Below are 20,623 nucleotides of genomic sequence, written 5' to 3' on the forward strand. Positions count from 1 at the left end.
CGGACCAAAAATGGGCCGGCTTTCTATTACTCTTTGTTTTTTCCTTCATGTCTGCGTGCAAGGACAGACAGGACATCATCCAGCGCCAGATCCTGCTCACGCAGCAGGACAAGCAGATGGTATAAAAGATCTGCTGCTTCCCATTGAAGCTCTTCCTTGTCGCGGTTTTTCGCGGCAATGATCACTTCTGCCGCTTCTTCGCCGACTTTTTTCAAAATTTTATCGACACCTTTTTCAAACAGGTATGTCGTATATGCCCCTTCCGGACGATTTTGCTCGCGGTCGGCAATCACCTGCTCCAGCTGCTGCAAAATAGAATATGGCAATGACGCACTGTCTTCTCCGTAAAACGGTTCATCAAAACAGCTTGTTGTACCACGGTGGCAGGCAGGGCCGGCCGGCTCTACTTTAACAACGATGGCATCTTTATCGCAGTCAAACTGCATGGAGACGACTTTCTGTTTGTTTCCGCTTGTTGCCCCTTTGTTCCAGAGTTCCTGGCGGGACCGGCTGTAAAACCAGGTTTCCCCTGTTTCCATCGTTTTTTGAAGAGATTCTTTGTTCATATAAGCGAGCGTTAGTACTTCATACGTAGTCGCATCCTGCACAATGGCAGGAACGAGCCCTTTTTCATCAAATTTCACTTCGTCAATCATCTGACGTTCACCTCTGCATTTCGCAAAAATTGTTTTACCTCTCCAACGCCCGTTTCTTTATAGTGAAAAATAGAAGCGGCAAGCGCTGCATCGGCTTTCGCTTTTGTAAACACATCCATAAAATGCTCCGCATTCCCTGCGCCGCCTGAAGCAATCACTGGAACGGAGACAGCCTCGCCGACCGCTTTTGTCAGCGCAATATCGAAGCCCTGCTTGCTTCCGTCTTCATCCATGCTTGTCAGCAAAATTTCACCGGCTCCGCGTTCAACCGCTTCTTTCGCCCAGTCAATGACTGTCCGCTCTGTCGGTGTGCGCCCGCCGTGTGTATAAACACGCCATGTGCCAATGGATTCATCGTATTTTGCATCAATCGCAATGACAATACACTGCGATCCAAAAAAGGCAGCTCCTTCGCTGATTAAATCTGGATTGTTTACAGCCGCTGTATTTAATGATACTTTATCTGCGCCCGCACGTAAAATACGTTTCATGTCTTCAAGTGCGTTAATGCCGCCGCCGACCGTAAAAGGAATCGCCAGCTCTGAAGCCACGGCCTGGACAACATCGACCATTGTTTTTCTTCCTTCCACTGATGCGGAAATATCCAGGAAAACTAATTCGTCTGCCCCCTGCTCATCATAAACGCGGGCAAGCTCGACCGGGTCCCCCGCATCACGCAGTTCGACAAATTGAATGCCTTTGACAACCCGTCCTTCTTTTACATCAAGGCACGGGATAATCCGTTTTGTCATCATTCGCCTGCCACCTCCAGCGCTTCTTTAACGGTAAAGCGGCCCGTGTAAATGGACTTCCCGCAGATCGCACCGGACAGTCCATCCTGCTTCCATTCAGCCAGCTCACGCAGATCATCCAGTGAACTGACACCGCCTGAAGCAATAACACTTTTGCCGGTTGCACGGGCAAGTTCAGCTGTTGCTTCCGTATTTGGGCCTGACAGCATGCCGTCATTGGCAATATCAGTGAAAATAAATGTTTCTGCGCCAGCTTCAGCAAATTCCTTTGCAAGGTCAACCGCTTTGACAGAAGAGGTTTCAAGCCAGCCATGGGTTGCTACATAGCCGTTTTTCGCATCAAGCCCAATGGCAATTTTACTTCCATATGTACGAAGCCAGCTCTTAACAAGTTCCGGCTCTTTCACTGCGAGACTGCCAATAATAACCCGGTCTACCCCATTATCCAAATAATGCTTCACGTCTTCCTCCGTCCGGATACCGCCGCCGATCTGGACTTTTGCATCAAGCTCCCGGGCTGCCTGGATAACATACTGGTCATTTACACGCTGACCGTCCTTTGCACCGTCAAGGTCCACCATATGAATCCACTCCGCACCCTGCTCTACGAACGATTTTGCCATATCAAACGGTGAATCCCCGTAGACCGTTTCCTGGTCATAATCTCCCTGCACAAGGCGGACGCATTTGCCGCCGCGCATGTCGATTGCCGGGTAAATTGTAAAACTCATAGTATTTCCTCCGATCGTTCCATCGCTTTTGCAAAGTTTGTTAACAGCTGCATTCCGGTTGCACTGCTTTTTTCCGGGTGGAACTGCATGCCGGATACGTTATCCTGCCCGACAACGGCCGGTACCGGCACCCCGTATTCCGCACTGGCGAGAAGAGCGCTGTCCTCCACTCCATCCGCATAGTACGAATGAACAAAATAAACATAGCCGTCTTCAATTCCTTCAAGTACAGGCGCATCCTGGTGAAAATGCAGCTTGTTCCAGCCCATATGCGGCACCTTCAGCCGGTCGCCACTTTGATCGCGGTCCGGAATACGGACAATGCGGCCTTTTAACAGTCCAAGGCCTTCAAACAAGCCGTTTTCTTCGCTTTCTTCAAATAAAAGCTGCATTCCGAGGCAAATGCCTAAAAGCGGACGGCCGCTTTCGACGTACTGATAAATAAACTGGTCAAGCTCTTTTTCACGAAGGCGAGCCATTGCATCTTTAAATGCGCCGACGCCCGGCAGGATAACGCCTATTGTGCTGTTTAATTCTTCCGGTGATTCACTAATGATATAAGGGATGCCAATCCGCTCCAGCGCCTTGGACACGCTGAACAGATTGCCCATGCCATAATCGATAATGCCGATCATTTACAACATCCCCTTCGTTGATGGTACACCCTTTACACGCGGGTCAATCGTGACCGCCTCATCAATCGCGCGGGCCATTGCTTTAAAGACCGCTTCAATCATGTGGTGCGTATTCGTCCCATAGTGAATGATCACATGCAGATTTATGCGGGCTTCCAGAGCAAATTTCCATAAAAATTCATGCACAAGCTCTGTGTCAAACGTGCCGACTTTTTGAGAAGGAAAGTCCGCTCCGCGAATTTCAAAATGCGGGCGGTTGCTTAAGTCCACCACTACCTGCGCCAGTGTATCATCCATTGGCACAAAGAAATTTCCATACCGTTTAATGCCTTTTTTATCCCCAAGTGCTTCTTTTAACGCCATGCCAAGCACAATGCCGATGTCTTCTGTTGTATGGTGATCGTCGACCTCCACATCGCCGTCTGCTTTTACCGTTAAATCAAAGTGGCCGTGGCGCGTAAACAAATCGAGCATATGATCCATGAACGGCACGCCTGTTTTTATATCAGACTTTCCTTCTCCATCTATTTCAAACGCAAGATCAATTTTTGTTTCGCCTGTATAACGCTGCAATTCTGCATTCCGGTTTCCCATTGTTCAGCTCTCTCCTCTTTTATTCTTTACGCGCTTCAATCGCGCGGGCGTGTGCCTCCAGCCCCTCAAGGCGGGCAAATGCAGCAATCTTGCCGCCGTGCCTGTCAAACGCTTCTTTGCTGTACATAATAATGCTCGATTTTTTCATAAAGTCATCAACAGTAAGCGGACTTGAAAAGCGGGCCGTGCCATTTGTCGGCAGTACGTGATTCGGGCCGGCAAAGTAGTCGCCGACCGGCTCGGATGAATAGCGTCCGACAAAAATAGCGCCGGCATGCTTAATGTCTTTCGCTCTTTCAAGCGCATTTTCTGTAATAATCTCCAGGTGTTCCGGGGCAATGCGGTTAATCGTCTGCACCGCTTCTTTCATTGTTGATGCAATATAAATAGCGCCGTGCTCTTCAATCGATGGCCGGGCAATGTTTTCACGCGGCAATGTAGAGAGCTGCCGTTCAATTTCAGCCGCCACTTCCAGGGCAAGCGTTTGTGACGTTGTCACTAATACGGCTGACGCACGCGTGTCATGCTCTGCCTGAGAGAGCATATCAGCGGCTACTTCTCTGGCTGATGCTGTCTCATCCGCCAGTACGGCGATTTCGCTTGGGCCGGCAATCATATCAATGTCTACATCTCCGAATACTTCCCGTTTGGCGAGCGCCACAAAAATATTGCCCGGGCCGGTAATTTTGTCGACCGGCTTAATGGATTCAGTTCCATAAGCAAGAGCCGCAACGGCCTGAGCTCCGCCAACTTTAAAAATGTCTTTCACTCCGGCGATATCAGCTGCGACAAGAACACCCGCCGGAATACGCCCGTCTTTTCCTGGCGGCGTAACCATCACAATCCGCTCGACACCGGCCGTTTTTGCCGGCATTACATTCATTAAAACAGAGGATGGATAAGCGGCTGTACCGCCCGGCACGTAAACACCAGCTGAGTCAAGCGGCGTCAGTTTCTGGCCCAGGATGGAACCATCCGCATTCGTATAAAGCCATGTTTCCCGCTTTTGCTTTGCGTGAAAAGCGGCTATATTCTCCGCCGCTTCCTGAATAATTTTAATCATCTCGTCATCAAGCTCAGCGTATGCATCATTGATTTCATCCTGGTTTACTTTTAAGCTGTACAATTTGGCTCCGTCAAACTTTTCCGTATACGCAAAAAGCGCCTGATCTCCGTTTTCGCGCACATCCTGAATAATGTCACACACGATGCGCTGCTGTTCTTCTGTTCCAGCGTCAACAGACCGCTTAATGGAAAGCCCTTCTGTCACCTGTTCGATTTTGATCATCGATTACTGCACCGCCTTTTCTTCGATTGTCTCCGTAAGCCGGCTGACAAGCGCTGAAATCTCCTCGTTTTTCATTCGGTAGCTGACCGGATTGACAATCAGCCGGGATGTGATGCCGACAATAGTTTCATATTCAACAAGCCCATTTTCGCGCAGGGTCTGGCCGGTGGAAACAATGTCTACAATCCGGTCAGATAAGCCGATTAAAGGCGCAAGCTCGATGGAACCATTCAATTTAATGATTTCTACCTGCTCGCCTTTTTCACGGAAATAAGCAGAGGCGACTGTTGGATATTTTGTGGCAATTCTAGGTGCCACTTCGTTGAGCGATGTATCAGGAAGCCCTGCCACGGCGAGGTAGCATGGGCTGATTTTCAAATCAAGCACCTCGTAGACATCGCGCTCTTCCTCCAGAAGGACATCTTTGCCGGCAATACCGATATCGGCTACACCGTGTTCAACATACGTGGCAACGTCCATCGGCTTTGCCAGGAAAAAGCGCATGTTTTCCTCCGGCACTTCAATAATCAATTTGCGTGATTCATCCAGCTCTGGCGGAAGCTTATAGCCCGCTTCCTGCATAAGAGCTGCCGCTTCTTCAAATATCCGGCCTTTCGGCATCGCAATGGTTAACATCGACATTACGCGTTCCCCCCTGTTGCTTTTCCAACAAAAAATGTGACGCTTTTGCACGTCTCAGTAAATTTATCAACATCTTTTACACCTGCTACGTCCTGAAGCAGGACACACTCGCCCGCTGCACGGCGCTTTTGCGCTTCCTGTATCGCTTCAAGACGGCGTTCATTGCTGAACAGAACGCAGTGCACACCGGCTTCGTCTTCAAGCTGCTCCAGCGCCTCCAGCAGGAAGTCAACACGAAGGCCAAATCCAGTAGCGCCAGCCGGGCGGCCAAATTTCTCAAGCAAGTCGTCATAGCGGCCGCCGTTGCCAACTGGTGCTCCGACACCGTCTGCGTATACTTCAAATAAAAGGCCTGTATAATAGCTCATATGGCTGACCAGCGGCAGGTCAAATGTTACATACTGGTCAACGCCGTATTCCTGCAGGCGGCTGAATACCGTTTTAAGTTCATCCAGCGCCTCGGCTCCTGCACTTCCTTCTACCAGCTTTGCCGCTTCGTCCAGGCAGTTTATACTTCCTGACAAGCTTAAAAATTGAAGAAGACGCTGTTTATCAATTGACGATAACGGCAGGTTTTTCACATGCTCGCGGTAGCCAACATAATTTTTCTCATATAAAAACCGGCGCAGCTGCTCAGACCGTTCTTCGGTTCCTAGAATTTGGCGGAACAGTTCATCTGTAAATCGGATATGGCCGAGAGAGATCTGAAATTTTTCGAGTCCTGCCTGCTTCATAACCGATACAAGCAGTGCAATCACTTCTGCATCTGCACTAATCGTGTCATCACCGATCATTTCAACACCGATCTGCTCAAATTCAGCAGCCCGCCCGCCTTCGCGCTGCTGGGCACGGTAGACGTTTGCAGAGTAAGCCAGGCGGAGCGGCACGCGCTCTTTCAACAGCTTCGCCGCCGCCACACGTGCAATAGGCGCTGTCATGTCAGGACGCAGCACAAGCGTATTCCCCTGCTGGTCAAGAAGCTTAAACAGCTGGCGGTCCAAAATAGCCGATGCCTCCCCGACTGTTTCAGAATATTCAAGCGCCGGTGTCTCAATAAAGCGGTATCCCCAGCTTCTCATCGCACCTTCAGCGGCCTCTTTTAATTTCCGCTTCGTTTCATAAATGTGCGGCAATGTATCCCGCATTCCAACTGGCTTTTCAAACATTAACAGCTTCGACATCTTTTATCACCCGATCGTATATATTTTGCTTTAGTTCGCTAATGTACTAAAGGTAAGTTATTTGTAGTTTAACGTTTCTGACAATTCGCGTCAAGTAAGAAAAATGAAAGTATTCCGGCAGGCACCGTGTAAGCCTCTGCAGCCTTTATTGCTTTTATTACATAAAAAAAACCGGGTATTCCCGGTTTCAGCCGCTTGACGACGAGGCCGTTACTGCTCCGGCCGTTGAAGCTGCCATTACTGCCTGCTGCGCTTGAATCATCGCTTGAACAGCTGCTGTTAAACCGGCTGATGATTCAATCATCGCTTGAGAGGCAAAAATCGATGCAAGCGTGACAGCCATATCCTTTGACCATTTTAAAACAGGAGAGTTCCTTAATTCGATTGCTGCCCCGACACACTCCTTTATATTTCCTGATAAAGCCGCGATGCCAAGAGCAGGATAATGCATTCCTTTTATTTTTAGTCCGCTGCTTTCAAATTCCCTTTTTGCATTCAAAACAGCCTGTGCGGTATTTTCCTCATATAAGCCATTCATAACAAGCATATTCGCTAAAAACTGAAGATCGTTTCCTTTCCAAAAGCCATTTTCATTCAAAAAACGGTAATAGCTTTCAGACGCATCGACAAGCTCCGTTACGCTTTCCGGACGGTTCGCCATAATAACAGAGGCCGGATAATCCTCATGAGAGGTTAAAAACGCATGATACCGCCGCATTTCCGTGTAAATTTCCTTAATCCGTTCGGGCCGCGTGGATGGATTCAGCAAAAAAGCGGCAATGTACGTATACGGAGAAGAGCGGAGACCGGCTGAACGGAGCGTATCATACTTTCTCTGCAGTTCCGCAATCACCTCGTCCTGTTCCCTTTCTGCTGATAGAAGCAAGCCCGCCATTGGAAAATGAATGGTCCGCAATGGAGAAAAAACGGAACCCGATTTTTTTAACCTGCTCGACATCTCGATAAATTCTTTTTCGTCAATCTCTTTCTGTCTGGCGGCAAACTGTGCTGCCGTTAATAAAACAAGACGCTTATCAATCCATTTTCCCGCTGTCCGGCGCAGCACATCCGTATTTTGCTCCAGCATCGTTATATTCATTGCCATTCCCCCGTTTTTGTTTCTTACTTTCTACGAATGAACCTGTAAAAAGTTTCAATAAGGATCGTCCTCCTAATAGGTGAAGGCAGTCTTCTCATTCTGTGAAGATCTCCAGGTTTAATCCGGCTGATCTTCTTTTGCGAATAAGAAAGGGAAGAACAAACATACTTTTCAATCCCGCTTTTTCAGAAAAACAACGGGCGAAGGGTGGCCGGTGGAGACTCCCATGGGACGAGCGGACAGGCTGAAACAGGCAGCGCGAAGCGATGGCTGGTTCAGCGTTCGCCCCATAGGAAAGCGGAACCGGCCGCCCGTAGCCCCTGACCCTGCTTTTGAAAGAAAACAATTCTATTTTTCAAAACTGTAAAAAGACCGTCTTCCTGGCAGGTGGAAGACGGTCTTTTTAAAACTTATTTAAAATCTGCCGGGAACACGGAAATATCTACTCCAAAGACAGCCGGCATAATCAAGTACATCGCACCGACAATCATGACAATGGCGAACATGTTGATCCAAAAGCCCGCTTTTACCATTTCCGGAATGGTGATTTTGCCAGTCGCGAAAATAATCGCATTTGGCGGCGTGCCTACCGGAAGCATAAAAGCACAGTTCGCTGCCATAGCAGCCGGCATCATTAAAATGAATGGGTGAACGTTTAACGCAAGAGCAAGTGCAGCCAGTACAGGCATAATCATGGTTGCTGTTGCTGTATTTGATGTAATTTCGGTTAAGAATAAAACAAATGTTGTCACACAGACGACGACAAGGAACATCGATAAGCCATCAAGAACTGTTAATTGATCTCCAATCCATTCTGCCAGTCCTGTTTCACCAAAACCAGATGCGATTGCAAGGCCGCCTCCGAATAAAAGGAGTACTCCCCATGGCAGATCGCGTGCAATGGACCAGTCCAGCAGAGCGCCGCCTTTGTTTTTTGAAGGAAGAATAAACAGCAGAACCGCTGCTGTGATGGCAATCATAGCATCACTAATGCCAGGGATAGGAATAATATCTGTCCAGATAAATGTCCGGGTAATCCACATAAAAGCTGCGAAAATAAATACAGCAAGAACGAGTCCTTCTTCTGAGCTCATTTTTCCAAGCTTTTTCTTCTCAGAGCGAATTAGTTCCATTCCGCCCGGAAGCTCTTTAAACTTTATTGGGAATGCAATATTTACAAGGTACAGCCAGGAAACAATTAACAAAATAAATACAACAGGTGCAGCTACAAACATCCAGTCAGCGAATCCAACTGTAACACCGTATAAGTTTTTCACTGCCGCCGCCATAATAATATTCGGCGGGGTACCAATCAATGTTCCAAGCCCGCCGATCGTGCCGGCAAAGCCGATTCCAAAAATAACCGTTTTTTCAAAGCTGTGAATATCAATTGACTTGTCCCCTGATTTTTTTACGATTTGAGCCGCCTGGTAAGTGATAGCAGTTCCAATCGGCACCATCATCATAACCGCTGCCGTATTTGATACCCACATCGATAAAAATCCAGTAGCAATCATAAAACCAAGAACAATTCTTTTTGAGCCTGTACCGAGTACGGAAACAATATTCATGGCAATCCGTTTGTGAAGATCCCATTTTTCCATCGCTATAGCGATCACAAAACCGCCAAGAAACAAGAAAATGATTGGATCTCCGTAAGCTGCAGTAACCGTATCACCATCAAGCGCACCTGTAAGCGGCAATAAGATAATTGGCAAAAGCGATGTAACCGGAATCGGGATTGCTTCGGTAATCCACCAGGTTGCCACCCAGACTGTTACAGCCAGAACCGCCTTTGCTTCAGGGTTCAAGCCAGCCGGTGAGAAAAATAATAAAATAGCTAAAAACAATAAAGGACCAAGCAGGAATCCAACCCACTGTGCCGGCTTCATATATCGCTTTTTTGGATCGTTCGGCCCATTGGCGCCTGTTGCAGCGTCTTCATTCGTCTGTCCTAATTTTGAATCCGCTTTCTTCGGCAAAGCAAAAAACAAAAGCTGCTTTATTTTATCGTGTGCGTTCCAACACTCATTCCATACGTTTGCGGCAAATTGCTGCATTCAAAACCCTCCCTTTTCATTGTCACATTTTGTTCATAACTGAAGTGTAAACGATCAGCAAACGAGAAAGAGATTAAAAAAGAAAAGAAAGAGTTTTGTAAATAAAAAAAGCAAGCGCTTTCAACAAGAGAAATCGGCAAACGAGTTCAGAATACAGCCATTTTGAAAGCAGGGTGCTTGCGTTTTCTTTTTATCATATATACAGGAAAATCCGGTCTTTTTCCGATTCCTGAACCTGATACCGGGATTGCGGACGTCCTACTGAGCCATATGAAACATCGGATGTCAGCAGGCCTGTTTCCTGCAAAAAAGATAAGTATTTCCGCACTGATACACGGGAAACCCCCGTGGCAAATGCGATATCTTCTGCTGAGAAGTCCTCCTGCCCTGCTTCATTAATTGCTCCCCACACAATAGATAGTGTTTCCTTCGTCAGTCCTTTTGGCAGTTCACGCGGCGGCAGGGCTTGTTCTGTATGAAACAGCATTGCATCAATATCGCTTTGCTTCATATCCGCTGACTCATTGAAAAAGCGGCGCCGCTGCGCATAAGCAAGAAGCGCCTGCTGGAAGCGTTCAAAATGGAAAGGCTTGATTAAATAATCCACTGCTCCAAGCTGCATCGCTTTTTGTACGCTGTGCATGTCGTTGGCGGCGCTGATCATAATCACATCCGCCCTGGAACCGGATGTCCGAAGTTTTTCAAGCACCTGTAAGCCAGTCATCCCCGGCATATAAATATCAAGCAAAATTAAATCCGGCTTATCGGCCAGCGCTTTAGCGAGCACTTCTTCCGGCATGCTTGCTGTGCCTGCCGGTTCAAATCCGGCAACTGATTCAACGTACCGGCGGTTTAATTCCGCCACCATTGGATCATCCTCTGCAATTAACACACGAATCATCATCGTCAGCCCTTTCAATCAAGCGGTATCACCACTTCTACAATTGTTCCTTTGTTTTTTTTCGACATAATTTGAATAGAACCATTCAGCTGCTTCACGCTTTCTTGAACAAGAAATAATCCATATCCCCGTCCGCTTCCTTTTTCGGAACGGCCTTTTTCAAAAATGCCATCTGTTGATTCCATTCCTTTTCCATGATCTTTTACTTCAATGATCATATTTTCCTCATCTGAATCAATTAAAACTGTTACCGGCCTCCCTTTTTGCTCCGTTGCTTCTAATGCATTATCAATTAAATTTCCTAATATCGTAATTAACTCATGTGCCATACGGCTGTTTTTCTGGTCCGGGAGAAAGGATTCTTCCGCCAGCACAACTTCCTTTCCCTGTTCAGCCGCAAAGCTCATTTTTGCCAGTAAAAACCCGGCAATGACCGGATCGGCAATTCGCTTAGACAAGTATCCGATACTATCCTGATAGCGAATGTTTATCTCCTGAATATAAGAAGGCAGTGCATCATACTGTTTAATATGCACCATTCCCAATATAACGTGCAGCCGGTTCATAAATTCATGAGTCTGGGCCCGCAGCGCCTCTGCGTACATTTCTGTCCCGCTTAAACGCTCTGCCAATTTTTTTATTTCAGTGCGGTCTCTTATCGTAGTAACGGCTCCAATCACTTTTCCTTTTACAATTAACGGGGAACTGTTAATAAAAAAAAGGGTTCCATTAATTTCAAGCTCTTCATCTACTAAATGGCTGCCCTGCTCGAGCACATCATAAAAGGGAATCTTCGGCATAATAGTTCCTGCTTTTTTCCCTTCGAACGGCCCGGCCAAGCCTGTTTTTTGCAGAAGTGAAGCGGCTGCTTCGTTAAGCAGGGTAATCGTCTCATTTCGGTCTACAGCCAAAATTCCTTCATGAGTGGAGGCAAGCATTACACTTCGTTCCTCCAGCAGTCTGGCAATCTCTACCGGTTCAAGCCCAAACATAACCTTCCGAACACGCTGGCCTAAAAACAATGCTCCCGCCAGCCCGACAGTAAGACCGGCAGCCAGGCCCGCGTAAATCATCCGCCGGCTGTCCACTACTGCTTCATGAATCTTTTCCAGGGTAATTCCTGCCGCCACTGCCCCGACTTGTTTCCCTTCGGCTGAAAAAACAGGAGTGAAATAGCGGACAGATACTCCCAGCGACCCTTCTGCTGTTGAAAGATGCTCTTTTCCGTCAAGTGCCGGACCCTCATCTCCTCCCTGAAAGCGCTGGCCAATTAAATCAGGATTTGGATGGGACAGTCGAATTCCATTCTGGTCAAATACCGTAATATAGTCGACGCCGATTTGTTTTCTCGTTTTCTCGGCAAATTGTTGCACAGCGGCCCGGTCCCCGCCGGCCAGTCCATTTTGTATAATATAAGATTCCGCCATTAATTGTGATGCCGTCTGAACGGTTTTGGTTAATTCCGCTTTTTTTGACTCGGCTACATCATTGGCGATCAGCCAGTTTGTAACACCGAGTGCAAAGGTTACCACAATAATAACCAGGAAAACAATTAACGCCTGAAGCGTAATTTTTCGAATCATCTTTTCGTACCTCCTGCTCTATTAAGCGTGGCAGATTTTCGATTTAGCCGCAAGAAAAATTTAAAAGTATTGCAGTTTTCTGGACTGCTTATAAAAGCGACAAAAAAGCATTCTGCGGATGCAGAATGCTTTTTTCAATTAAGACGCTGAAACCGGCAGTTCAGTTTCCATTCGTTTATAACGCAGAATCTGTCTGATATACAAAGCAATCACAGCCGCGGCAAGCGTAAAGCCGATAGCCATTGATACTCCGTATGCCATTCCAAATCCCTCTGGCGCATAAAAAATATAGGTGCAGACCACGCCGGTCATAAACATTGCCGGTACTCCGGCGATCCAGTGATTTTTCCCTTCTTTCAGCAGGTAGGAGACCGCCGTCCAGAGCATCACAGTAGCTACCACCTGGTTTGTCCAGCCTACGTACCGCCAGAGAAACGAATAATCAATTGTTGATAAGTAGAACGCCGGCACGCTGACAACAATGGTCATTATAAAAACCATGCCTTTTCTTTCCATATTCATAAAACTGGAAAGCCAGTCTGATAAAATCATCCGCGATGAACGAAGTGCTGTATCGCCTGTTGTAATCGGCAGGATGATAACCCCAAGAATGGCAAGGATGCCGCCAAACGAACCAAGCAGTGAAACAGAAATTTCATTTACCACTCCTGCAGGCCCTCCCGCTGCCAGGGCTTCCTGAAGGCCTGCGGTGCTGCCAAAGAACGTCATGCCTGCCGCCGCCCAGATTAGGGCGATTACTCCTTCGCCAACCATAGCTCCGTAAAATACTTTACGCCCTTCCGACTCCTTCTTCAGCGTCCGTGAAATAATCGGGCTTTGTGTACAGTGAAACCCGGAAATAGCGCCGCATGAAATAGTCACCATGATAAGAGGCCAGATCGGCAGCTCACCTGGATGAAGGTTGGCAAGTGTCAGCTCAGGAATCGGCTTGCCGCCAAATAGGAGAGCCACGCCGACAGCGGCAGCCATTACTACCAAAATAACTCCAAAAATCGGATAAATTTTTCCGATAATTTGATTGACCGGCAGCACAGCGGCCAATAAAAAGTAAGTAAAAACAACAATAAGAGCAGCCATAAAGCTAAGCGGTGTTAACTGCGTTAATAGCTGTGCCGGACCAGCTGTAAAAGCAGCCGCTACTAAAATCATCAAGATAAGAGAAAGAACATTAACCGCAGATTTTACCGTTTTTCCTAAATACTTTGAAACTAACGCTGGAAATTGGGCGCCCCCATGGCGTAATGAAAGCATGCCTGAAAAATAATCATGCACAGCGCCTGCAAAAATACATCCTGCTACAATCCAGATGAAAGCAGCCGGTCCATATAAAGCGCCTGACACTGCCCCAAAAATCGGCCCGAGCCCGGCGATATTTAATAACTGAATAAACCAGCCCTTCCACCATGGCATCGGCACGTAATCAAGGCCATCTGTTTTTTCATAAGCCGGCGTTGGCTGTGCATCATTAATGACAAATACACGCTCAACAAATTTCGCATAAAAAAGATACCCGCATAAAAGAAGAAGAATAGCTGATAAAAATGTAAACATATATGTATAACCTCCTGGTGTAACCAATTAGTGCTTTTTATTTTATATTCTGAAAAATTAAAATACAACCTATTTTTAAAAAAATCTGTTTATTTATCGCTTTTTTTATTTACGAAATTATTTTTGTATTTTATTTCACAATAGCAAAACAAAAAAACCAGCATCCCCTTTTTGCTGATGCTGGTTTTCATGGTCTTAAAAAAAAGACTGTCAATCGCAATAACGCCATAAAAGCACAGCTTTTCTTAGAACAACAGAATTGGACTAAGACTTTTCTTCCATTGTTTCCAATCATACAGCTATTTCTTTTAAAAAAGCAGCATAATGGCTGCGTGCTGGCGGCTTCGCCCGTTCCGTTTCAAAAAAAAACAGCTATGCATGAACAATAGGACCCTTTTCCTTTTAACAGGAGAAGCAAAACAAATCCTGCTATTTTCCTCCCCATCAGGGCGGCAGGTGCGGGGCGTAGACTCCAATGGGACAAGCCGGGCTTATCGCCTGCCCCATGGAACGCGGAGCTCTGCGAATGCCGCCGTGTCTTGCCTGGACCAAGCGCTGTTCTTCAACATTTTTTAAAGGGGTTAGTACTATCGCTGGTTTCACTTAATAAATGACCGATTTATAAATTTTTTATCCAAAAATTCTTCAAAAATGAATGAAATGGCTCTTGGCAGGTTTGTTTTCAACACTGTAAAAACCAGCATCAGCTTTTTGCTGATGCTGGTTTAATCACCATCGGATTTCCGCCGGCAAATGCACCCGGCGGTACGTCTTTATTTACAAGTGTCATTGCCGAGACGATCGCGCCGCTGCCGATTTCAACACCGGGCAAAATCGTGCAGTTCGCGCCGATCATGACATTATCGCCGATTACCACCGGGCCAATCCGGTATTCATCCGTTAAATATTCATGCGCCAGAATGGTTGTATTATAGCCGATGATTGTGTTTTTTCCGACTGAAATCTGTTCGGGAAACATAATATCCGGCACCACCTTATAAGCAAATGCCGTTCCTTCGCCGATCTCCATCCCCAGCAGGCGGCGGTACAGCGCATTTTTCCAGCGGACAAATGGAACAAACCGGCCGGCTTCAATGACTGCTGTGTTTTTAAACGTCTTCCAGAACGAAACGGTTTTATATATATGAAAAAGCGGGTTGGCTCCTCCTTTTAATGTATACCGTTTCGTCCTTCTCATTTCTGACTTGTTCCCACTTGTAGAATGTCAAGCAGGTCTGCCATCGATTCGAGCATATAATCCGGGTTGAACGTATTCAAAAAGTCGCGCCCTTTTAAAGACCAGGCAACACCCGCTGTTTTTACACCGGCGTTTTGCCCTCCTTCAATGTCATGGTAGTTGTCGCCAATCATCATGGCTTCTTCCGGTGAAGCATTCAGAGCGGCGAGCGCTTTTTGAACCGGCTCCGGATGCGGCTTGGCATTTTCCACGTCATCCAGTCCAACAATCACATCAAAAAACGGATCGAGATTGGCCAGGTTTAATCCTTTTATAATCGTTTCTCGAATTTTTGTCGAAACAATCGCCATCTTAAAGCCGTTTTCATGCAGAGTCCGAATGGTTTCATAAACCCCTTCAAACTCTGTTACAAGCGAGTCATGCTTTTCAAGATTAAACGCCCGGTAATGCGCAACCATTTCCTCGGTCCGTTCTTTATCAAGAGCTTCAAACGTGTCAATAAGCGGCGGCCCCATAAATGGATAAACATCTTCCCGCTCGTACTGTCCGGGAAAATAATGATTTAATGTGTGAAGGAACGACTCCACAATTAAGTCATTTGTGTTAATTAACGTACCATCTAAATCAAACAGCAATGTTGTAATGTTATTCATGAATGTACAGCTTCCTTTCTTCTTACCTGTTCAGGGCGCCCCCAGAGTCGTGCAACGACAATCGTCAAAACGACAGCCGTAACAACTCGAATCAGGAACAGCGGCCAAACAGAAATACCAAGTGGGATAAAAATAAGTGTATCTTCAATAACAGCATGGCAGGCAACAAGGAAAATAAACGCCAGTGTAACATCGCGTCTGCTTACCCCGTCTTCTTCTACAGCCTGAATCATCACAGCCGATCCCATCGCAAGGCCGATCAGCAGGCCGGATGCCAGCGTCATGGATGTGTTTTCTTTCATTCCAAGAAAACGTGTAACAGGGGCAACGGCATTTGAAAAAGCATCAAGCCATTTTAAGTCTTTCGCAATTTGAATGATCACCATAAGCGGAATCACAATCATGGCCAGCTGCAAAACACCGAAAACGGCTTTTTGCAGGCCCAGCAGAACAATGGCTCCCCATGTTTCAGGCTCCGCCGCAGCTTCTGGAACCATTCCATACTGGGCGATGTCTCCGCCGCCCTGCCAGACAAGGTTAATCACAATACCTGCCGTAATGGCCAGCCCAATACGAACCGCCAGAATGATCCATATCTTCACGCCGACTTTCATCGCAACGGTCGATTCTACAAATAGATTATGGGAAAACGACAGCATCATCGCCAGAATGAATACTTCTTTTACGGTTAAATCCAGTGATAAAATCGCTCCAATTGCGGCATACAGGTTCAAGACATTTCCAATAACAAGCGGGATGGCCGCATCGCCGGATAATCCAAAAACACCCATAACCGGGCTGATTAATTGAATAATCCAGGGCAGTACAGGAGTGAACTGTAAAATAGTTACAATCAACGTAATGGGAAAAATGACTTTTCCAAGTGTCCACGTTGTATGCAGGCCATTTTGCAGCCCTTTAAAAACAGTTTGCTTCACGATGCGATCTTCCCTTCATTCGTCTGGTCTGCATAGCGTGGGAGCTTATACTTCATCCGGCGGTATAAAAGGATTGCTGCAGCGGCCACAATAAGCGATAAAGACAGTACCTGGGCAATCCGCAGGAACTCACCCGGCAGCATTAAGCTGTCCGTACGCATTCCTTCGATAAAGAAGCGTCCAATTGAGTACCAGATCACATATGACAAAAAGATCTCCCCGCGCTTCGGATTCACTCTCCGCATGAAAAGCAAAAGCGCAAGCCCGATAAAATTCCAGATGGATTCATACAAAAATGTCGGGTGGTAATACACACCATCAATGTTCATTTGATTGATGATAAAGTCCGGAAGCTGCAGGTTTTCCAGAAAAGAACGAGCCACTTCTTCTCCATGTGCTTCCTGGTTCATAAAATTGCCCCAGCGGCCGATCGCCTGCCCTAAAATAATCGACGGCGCTGCTATATCGGCCAGCTTCCAAAAAGATATATTCCGCTTCCGAGTAAAAATAACCGCTGTGATAACAGAGCCGATAAGCGCACCATGAATGGCAATACCGCCATTCCAAATTTGAACAATCGCCCCTGGGTTTTGAGAATAGTAATCCCATTCAAACAGCACATAATACGCCCGCGCCGAAATTAACGCGATTGGAATCGCCCATATGAGCAAATCAGAAAATGTTTCCTTGGGCATGCCAAGGCGGTCGCTTTCTTTTGACGCCAGGTAAAAGCCAAGCGCAATGCCGATTCCAATGATAATGCCATACCAGTGAACTTGAAAACTGCCAAGCTCAAAAGCGATTGGATTTAATGGATAGTCCACGTTTTTCCCACTCCTTATTGCTTTTCATCAATACCCGCCTCGTTAATGGCACCCGCCAGTTTATCCGTGAATTCCTGTGCGGCATTCACGCCCATCCGTTTTAACCGGAAATTCATGGCCGCTACCTCAATAATAACAGCCAGGTTTCGGCCAGGACGAACCGGCAGTGTGATCTTGGTAATTTCCGAATCCAGAATTGGCAGCTTATCTTCTTCAATGCCGAGACGGTCATATTGCTTCTCCGGATCCCAGAGCTCAAGATTCACATTTAACGTAATGATTTTATGCGAGCGAACCGCCCCCGCTCCAAACAGCGTCATGACATTAATAATGCCCAGTCCGCGGATTTCAAGCAAATGCTCAATTAATTCCGGCGAGTTTCCGACCAGGCGGCCGATGTCTTCCTGACGGATTTCTACACAGTCATCTGCTACAAGACGGTGGCCTCTTTTAACAAGCTCCAGGGCAGTTTCACTTTTCCCGACCCCGCTCTGGCCTGTAATAAGCACACCAATGCCATAAATATCGACCAGGACACCATGAATCGCTGTGGTTGGCGCCAGCATCGACTCTAAATAGTTTGTCAGCTGGCTTGAAAATTTGGTAGTGGTCATTTTTGAACGCATAACCGGCACCGAATACGCTTCTGACGCTTCAATCAATTCAACAGGAACACTCAAGTTGCGTGAGACAATAATGGCAGGCGTTTCATAATCGCACAGCTTATCCATCCGCTCTTTTTTTTCACTTGGGCTGAGCCGTTGAAAAAAAGACAGCTCTGTCATCCCGATTAACTGCACGCGTTCAGCTGGATAATAATCAAAGAATCCGGCGATTTCCAAACCCGGCCGTGATAAATCACTTATTTTTATCGGGCGGTGAAGACCTTCTTCACCGCTGACAAGCTCTAAATCAAATTTTTCTAAAAGATCAACTGCACGCACTTTTGGCATTGTGCTACCTCCTCTTCTCGCTAAACGAATTGCCTCCATTGTACCATGTTTCCACACAAAACTGCTGCTTCGGTATCGATTTTCACAGACAGGCTGTACGTAATGAAAGAAAGGAGGAAAACGAATGAAAATAGCGATTGATGCGGGACATGGCTGGAATACGCCGGGAAAACAAACGCCGGAAGGCATGAAAGAATTTGAGTTTAACCGGGCAACCGCTCTTTTTCTGCGTGAACAGCTGACAGCAGAGGTTCTCTTTGTTCATCATGACCAAAGAGATGTGCCGTTAGCGGAACGCGTTCAAAAAGCAAACACATCCGGTATCGGCTTATACGTATCCATTCACGCGAATGCATTTGGCGAAGGATGGTCCGAACCGAATGGAATTGAAACATATGTGCATTCTTCCCGGCCGGCGAAAGCACTCGCCATTGCTTTAGCCGTCCAGCAGGAGCTGGTCCAAAAAACCGGCCGGCGCGACCGGGGTGTGAAAACAGCTGATTTCTATGTACTTCGTAAAACAAACATGCCCGCTCTTTTAATTGAAGCCGGCTTTATGACGAACCGGGAAGAAGCCGCACTGCTGGCCACTGCTGCTTATCGGAAAACATGTGCAGCTGCGATCGCTTCCGCAATCCAAAAAACATGTTTGTAATCATAAAAAAACAGGAAGCAATTCGATGCTTCCTGTTTCAGGCTGTTAATAAACGCCCGCTTTCAATCAGTCTGAGTTCTAGCTCTGTTCACACGCTCAAACATTTACTTTCTCCGAATAATGGTCATCTGCAGAATCATATTAACCAGTGCCATAATAACCGCAATGACCAGGGCGAGGCCAAAGCTTTCAATTTCGAAGGCGTAGCCCATAATGCTGTCGGTCATCAGCAGGGTAAGAGCATTAATGACAAATAAAAAGAGACCGAGTGAGATCATGGTGATCGGCAGTGTTAAAACAACGAGCACCGGCCGGACAATCAAATTTAAAACCGATAGAACAAGGCTGGCAATAACAGCATAAAAGAAGCTGTCCACATGTAAACCTGGAAAATAGCCGGCCAGTGCAATAAACAACACTGCATTAATGAGCACGCCCAACATCCAGCCCATCATAAAAACTCCCTTGCTTCGTTAATTACATTCCTGATTCAAATGAATCACCGGAATCGGAACCTGTCGCAGGCGGTTCCTGGCGTAAAGAGGACATCCGTAATGTAACAGAGCCTGTTTTCGTTTCTGCGTCGATGACAAGCTGGCGTCCCTCCGGCTGCCCGGCACTTTCAAATTTCAATGACTTTTGAATGCGCTCGTCTTTTTCCGTTACGCTGGCCATCCCGGTCTCCGGAAGAGTTAAACGGCCTGCAGTTGTCCGCATTTCTCCTTTTACCGCCAGTTCGCCCGGCACATATAATTCAATATTTCCGGTCATGGATTCTGCACGAACCGCTTCTGCCTGATCCGCTTTTGCATCGTATAATAAATTTCCGTTAAACGTCTGCAAATCTGCGAAACGATACGTACCTACCATATGAATAGCACCGTTAAACGTGTTGAGTTCAGCCCGTTCCCCTTCACAATCAATAATACGGATTGGACCATTTCCTGTTTCGGCGTCAATCGTTGTAATCTGGCTGTTTTTCAACTCAATTTTCCCGTTCCCGGACCGTACTTCACATTTTTCCGCTTTCACATCACGCATATCAAATGCACCGTTAAACAGCTTCACTGAAATATCATCTAATTGACGGGAAGGAATATAAAGCGTTACATCAGTTTTCATCAGTTTCAGACCGACCGAGAAAGACAGTTTATCTTCGCGTGCATAAAAGATACTGTTTTTTAAGAAAGACTCTCTGGCTTCTTCTTCTGTCGCTGCACCAAAGACTTTGACCTGGCATTCCGCTTTTACTCCTTCGCCATCCCATGGACGAATCGTCACTGCCCCGTTAGCTGTTTCAAGCTTCAGGCGGCCTGGCTGTACTTCCGGCTCATGAAATACATGCGTAAACTCTGCTCCTTTGCCGACAAACGGTACTTCCACATCTTTTAAACGCTGCACAGCTGACTGCATAAATTCAAACAATTTATCTTTTGACTGAGTGACGGTTTCTGCTTTCGGACGCTGGCCGGCCAGTTTCTGGCCGAATTTCTCAAGCTCTTCAAAAAGGCTGCCAAAGCCTTTTGAGCTTTCAGAGGATTTTGCTGACGAAGAGTGGGTATCTGCGTTTGAAGATGTACCGTTTTTCTCCAGTGCCTCAATCAATTTCACTGCTTCATCCGCTGAAATAATACCCGACTCCACCATTTTTAAAATTCGCAGTTTTTCTTCGCTCATGATCTTTGAACCTCCCGTTTTTACTTCCTGC

21 protein-coding genes are annotated in these 20,623 nt (G+C 46.7%); 1 reads left to right on the forward strand and 20 read right to left on the reverse strand.

What is annotated here, in order from left to right; genetic code table 11:
• Positions 1-26: 26 nt before the first annotated feature.
• The 18 genes from hisIE to hprK all read right to left on the reverse strand — a co-directional run bounded on the left by hisIE (position 27) and on the right by hprK (position 18,260).
• Positions 27-656, reverse strand: coding sequence for a bifunctional phosphoribosyl-AMP cyclohydrolase/phosphoribosyl-ATP diphosphatase HisIE (gene hisIE / locus VP98_RS05585; protein WP_046174362.1), 630 nt, complete (start codon positions 654-656; stop codon positions 27-29).
• The gene (hisF, locus tag VP98_RS05590; RefSeq protein WP_046174363.1) at positions 653-1,411 is read right to left on the reverse strand and encodes an imidazole glycerol phosphate synthase subunit HisF; all 759 of its coding nucleotides are present in this window, start codon (positions 1,409-1,411) and stop codon (positions 653-655) included. The genes hisIE and hisF overlap by 4 nt, the downstream gene beginning before the upstream one ends.
• Positions 1,408-2,139 (reverse strand): 1-(5-phosphoribosyl)-5-[(5-phosphoribosylamino)methylideneamino]imidazole-4-carboxamide isomerase, encoded by a 732-nt coding sequence (gene hisA / locus VP98_RS05595; protein ID WP_046174364.1) that lies wholly within the window; start codon positions 2,137-2,139, stop codon positions 1,408-1,410. The genes hisF and hisA overlap by 4 nt, the downstream gene beginning before the upstream one ends.
• Positions 2,136-2,774, reverse strand: a complete 639-nt coding sequence (gene hisH, locus VP98_RS05600) for an imidazole glycerol phosphate synthase subunit HisH (RefSeq protein WP_046174365.1) — start codon at positions 2,772-2,774, stop codon at positions 2,136-2,138. The genes hisA and hisH overlap by 4 nt, the downstream gene beginning before the upstream one ends.
• The gene (gene hisB / locus VP98_RS05605; protein WP_046174366.1) at positions 2,775-3,368 is read right to left on the reverse strand and encodes an imidazoleglycerol-phosphate dehydratase HisB; all 594 of its coding nucleotides are present in this window, start codon (positions 3,366-3,368) and stop codon (positions 2,775-2,777) included.
• A 19-nt stretch (positions 3,369-3,387) separates the two neighbouring features.
• On the reverse strand, positions 3,388-4,653 hold the full coding sequence (gene hisD, locus VP98_RS05610; protein WP_046174664.1) for a histidinol dehydrogenase: 1,266 nt from the start codon (positions 4,651-4,653) through the stop codon (positions 3,388-3,390).
• 6 nt (positions 4,654-4,659) lie between these two features.
• Entirely contained in the window at positions 4,660-5,298 is a 639-nt protein-coding gene (gene hisG, locus VP98_RS05615; RefSeq protein ID WP_046174367.1) for an ATP phosphoribosyltransferase, read from the reverse strand.
• Complete coding sequence (locus VP98_RS05620; protein ID WP_046174368.1) at positions 5,298-6,479, reverse strand: ATP phosphoribosyltransferase regulatory subunit; 1,182 nt, start codon at positions 6,477-6,479, stop codon at positions 5,298-5,300. The genes hisG and VP98_RS05620 overlap by 1 nt, the downstream gene beginning before the upstream one ends.
• A gap of 187 nt (positions 6,480-6,666) precedes the next feature.
• The gene (locus VP98_RS05625; protein ID WP_046174369.1) at positions 6,667-7,578 is read right to left on the reverse strand and encodes a DUF4003 family protein; all 912 of its coding nucleotides are present in this window, start codon (positions 7,576-7,578) and stop codon (positions 6,667-6,669) included.
• Between the two features lie 410 nt (positions 7,579-7,988).
• Positions 7,989-9,638, reverse strand: coding sequence for an SLC13 family permease (locus VP98_RS05630; protein ID WP_046174370.1), 1,650 nt, complete (start codon positions 9,636-9,638; stop codon positions 7,989-7,991).
• Positions 9,639-9,831: 193 nt separating this feature from the next.
• The gene (locus tag VP98_RS05635; RefSeq protein WP_231584125.1) at positions 9,832-10,542 is read right to left on the reverse strand and encodes a response regulator; all 711 of its coding nucleotides are present in this window, start codon (positions 10,540-10,542) and stop codon (positions 9,832-9,834) included.
• Positions 10,543-10,553: 11 nt separating this feature from the next.
• A complete protein-coding gene (gene dcuS, locus VP98_RS05640; protein WP_046174371.1) occupies positions 10,554-12,122 on the reverse strand; it encodes a DcuS/MalK family sensor histidine kinase in 1,569 nt (522 codons plus the stop codon).
• Positions 12,123-12,260: 138 nt separating this feature from the next.
• Positions 12,261-13,694: a carbon starvation CstA family protein gene (locus VP98_RS05645; RefSeq protein WP_046174372.1), complete on the reverse strand. Its 1,434-nt coding sequence runs from the start codon at positions 13,692-13,694 to the stop codon at positions 12,261-12,263.
• 703 nt (positions 13,695-14,397) lie between these two features.
• Positions 14,398-14,892 carry an acyltransferase gene (locus VP98_RS05650; RefSeq protein WP_046174373.1) on the reverse strand — a complete coding sequence of 165 codons (495 nt, stop codon included), beginning with the start codon at positions 14,890-14,892 and terminating at the stop codon, positions 14,398-14,400.
• The gene (gene ppaX, locus VP98_RS05655) at positions 14,889-15,545 is read right to left on the reverse strand and encodes a pyrophosphatase PpaX (RefSeq protein ID WP_046174374.1); all 657 of its coding nucleotides are present in this window, start codon (positions 15,543-15,545) and stop codon (positions 14,889-14,891) included. Before ppaX ends, VP98_RS05650 begins: the two co-directional genes overlap by 4 nt.
• Positions 15,542-16,483, reverse strand: coding sequence for a nucleoside recognition domain-containing protein (locus VP98_RS05660; RefSeq protein ID WP_046174375.1), 942 nt, complete (start codon positions 16,481-16,483; stop codon positions 15,542-15,544). The genes ppaX and VP98_RS05660 overlap by 4 nt, the downstream gene beginning before the upstream one ends.
• Complete coding sequence (gene lgt, locus VP98_RS05665) at positions 16,480-17,307, reverse strand: prolipoprotein diacylglyceryl transferase (RefSeq protein ID WP_082087847.1); 828 nt, start codon at positions 17,305-17,307, stop codon at positions 16,480-16,482. The genes VP98_RS05660 and lgt overlap by 4 nt, the downstream gene beginning before the upstream one ends.
• A gap of 14 nt (positions 17,308-17,321) precedes the next feature.
• Positions 17,322-18,260 (reverse strand): HPr(Ser) kinase/phosphatase, encoded by a 939-nt coding sequence (gene hprK, locus VP98_RS05670; RefSeq protein WP_046174377.1) that lies wholly within the window; start codon positions 18,258-18,260, stop codon positions 17,322-17,324.
• Between the two features lie 124 nt (positions 18,261-18,384).
• Here hprK and VP98_RS05675 point away from each other — a divergent pair, with 124 nt between their 5' ends.
• Complete coding sequence (locus VP98_RS05675) at positions 18,385-18,915, forward strand: N-acetylmuramoyl-L-alanine amidase (RefSeq protein WP_046174378.1); 531 nt, start codon at positions 18,385-18,387, stop codon at positions 18,913-18,915.
• A gap of 104 nt (positions 18,916-19,019) precedes the next feature.
• Here the strand turns inward: VP98_RS05675 and VP98_RS05680 are convergent, their stop codons facing one another.
• Positions 19,020-19,367 (reverse strand): phage holin family protein, encoded by a 348-nt coding sequence (locus tag VP98_RS05680; protein WP_046174379.1) that lies wholly within the window; start codon positions 19,365-19,367, stop codon positions 19,020-19,022.
• A gap of 25 nt (positions 19,368-19,392) precedes the next feature.
• Positions 19,393-20,592 (reverse strand): DUF4097 family beta strand repeat-containing protein, encoded by a 1,200-nt coding sequence (locus tag VP98_RS05685; protein ID WP_046174380.1) that lies wholly within the window; start codon positions 20,590-20,592, stop codon positions 19,393-19,395.
• Positions 20,593-20,623: the final 31 nt, after the last annotated feature.

It is taken from the genome of Domibacillus indicus, from assembly GCF_000970685.1.
Lineage (GTDB): Bacteria > Bacillota > Bacilli > Bacillales > Domibacillaceae > Domibacillus > Domibacillus indicus.

What these genes read in the sequence shown, in the direction of transcription:
- VP98_RS05635 (WP_231584125.1), bottom strand. Translation starts at nt 10,542, where the DNA reads ATGATGATTCGTGTGTTAATTGCAGAGGATGATCCAATGGTGGCGGAA.
- VP98_RS05620 (WP_046174368.1), bottom strand. Translation starts at nt 6,479, where the DNA reads ATGTCGAAGCTGTTAATGTTTGAAAAGCCAGTTGGAATGCGGGATACA.
- ppaX (WP_046174374.1), bottom strand. Translation starts at nt 15,545, where the DNA reads ATGAATAACATTACAACATTGCTGTTTGATTTAGATGGTACGTTAATT.
- VP98_RS05630 (WP_046174370.1), bottom strand. Translation starts at nt 9,638, where the DNA reads ATGCAGCAATTTGCCGCAAACGTATGGAATGAGTGTTGGAACGCACAC.
- hprK (WP_046174377.1), bottom strand. Translation starts at nt 18,260, where the DNA reads ATGCCAAAAGTGCGTGCAGTTGATCTTTTAGAAAAATTTGATTTAGAG.
- VP98_RS05650 (WP_046174373.1), bottom strand. Translation starts at nt 14,892, where the DNA reads ATGAGAAGGACGAAACGGTATACATTAAAAGGAGGAGCCAACCCGCTT.
- hisB (WP_046174366.1), bottom strand. Translation starts at nt 3,368, where the DNA reads ATGGGAAACCGGAATGCAGAATTGCAGCGTTATACAGGCGAAACAAAA.
- VP98_RS05625 (WP_046174369.1), bottom strand. Translation starts at nt 7,578, where the DNA reads ATGAATATAACGATGCTGGAGCAAAATACGGATGTGCTGCGCCGGACA.
- hisH (WP_046174365.1), bottom strand. Translation starts at nt 2,774, where the DNA reads ATGATCGGCATTATCGATTATGGCATGGGCAATCTGTTCAGCGTGTCC.
- VP98_RS05675 (WP_046174378.1), top strand. Translation starts at nt 18,385, where the DNA reads ATGAAAATAGCGATTGATGCGGGACATGGCTGGAATACGCCGGGAAAA.
- hisA (WP_046174364.1), bottom strand. Translation starts at nt 2,139, where the DNA reads ATGAGTTTTACAATTTACCCGGCAATCGACATGCGCGGCGGCAAATGC.
- hisIE (WP_046174362.1), bottom strand. Translation starts at nt 656, where the DNA reads ATGATTGACGAAGTGAAATTTGATGAAAAAGGGCTCGTTCCTGCCATT.
- hisG (WP_046174367.1), bottom strand. Translation starts at nt 5,298, where the DNA reads ATGTCGATGTTAACCATTGCGATGCCGAAAGGCCGGATATTTGAAGAA.
- VP98_RS05680 (WP_046174379.1), bottom strand. Translation starts at nt 19,367, where the DNA reads ATGGGCTGGATGTTGGGCGTGCTCATTAATGCAGTGTTGTTTATTGCA.
- dcuS (WP_046174371.1), bottom strand. Translation starts at nt 12,122, where the DNA reads ATGATTCGAAAAATTACGCTTCAGGCGTTAATTGTTTTCCTGGTTATT.
- VP98_RS05685 (WP_046174380.1), bottom strand. Translation starts at nt 20,592, where the DNA reads ATGAGCGAAGAAAAACTGCGAATTTTAAAAATGGTGGAGTCGGGTATT.
- VP98_RS05645 (WP_046174372.1), bottom strand. Translation starts at nt 13,694, where the DNA reads ATGTTTACATTTTTATCAGCTATTCTTCTTCTTTTATGCGGGTATCTT.
- hisF (WP_046174363.1), bottom strand. Translation starts at nt 1,411, where the DNA reads ATGATGACAAAACGGATTATCCCGTGCCTTGATGTAAAAGAAGGACGG.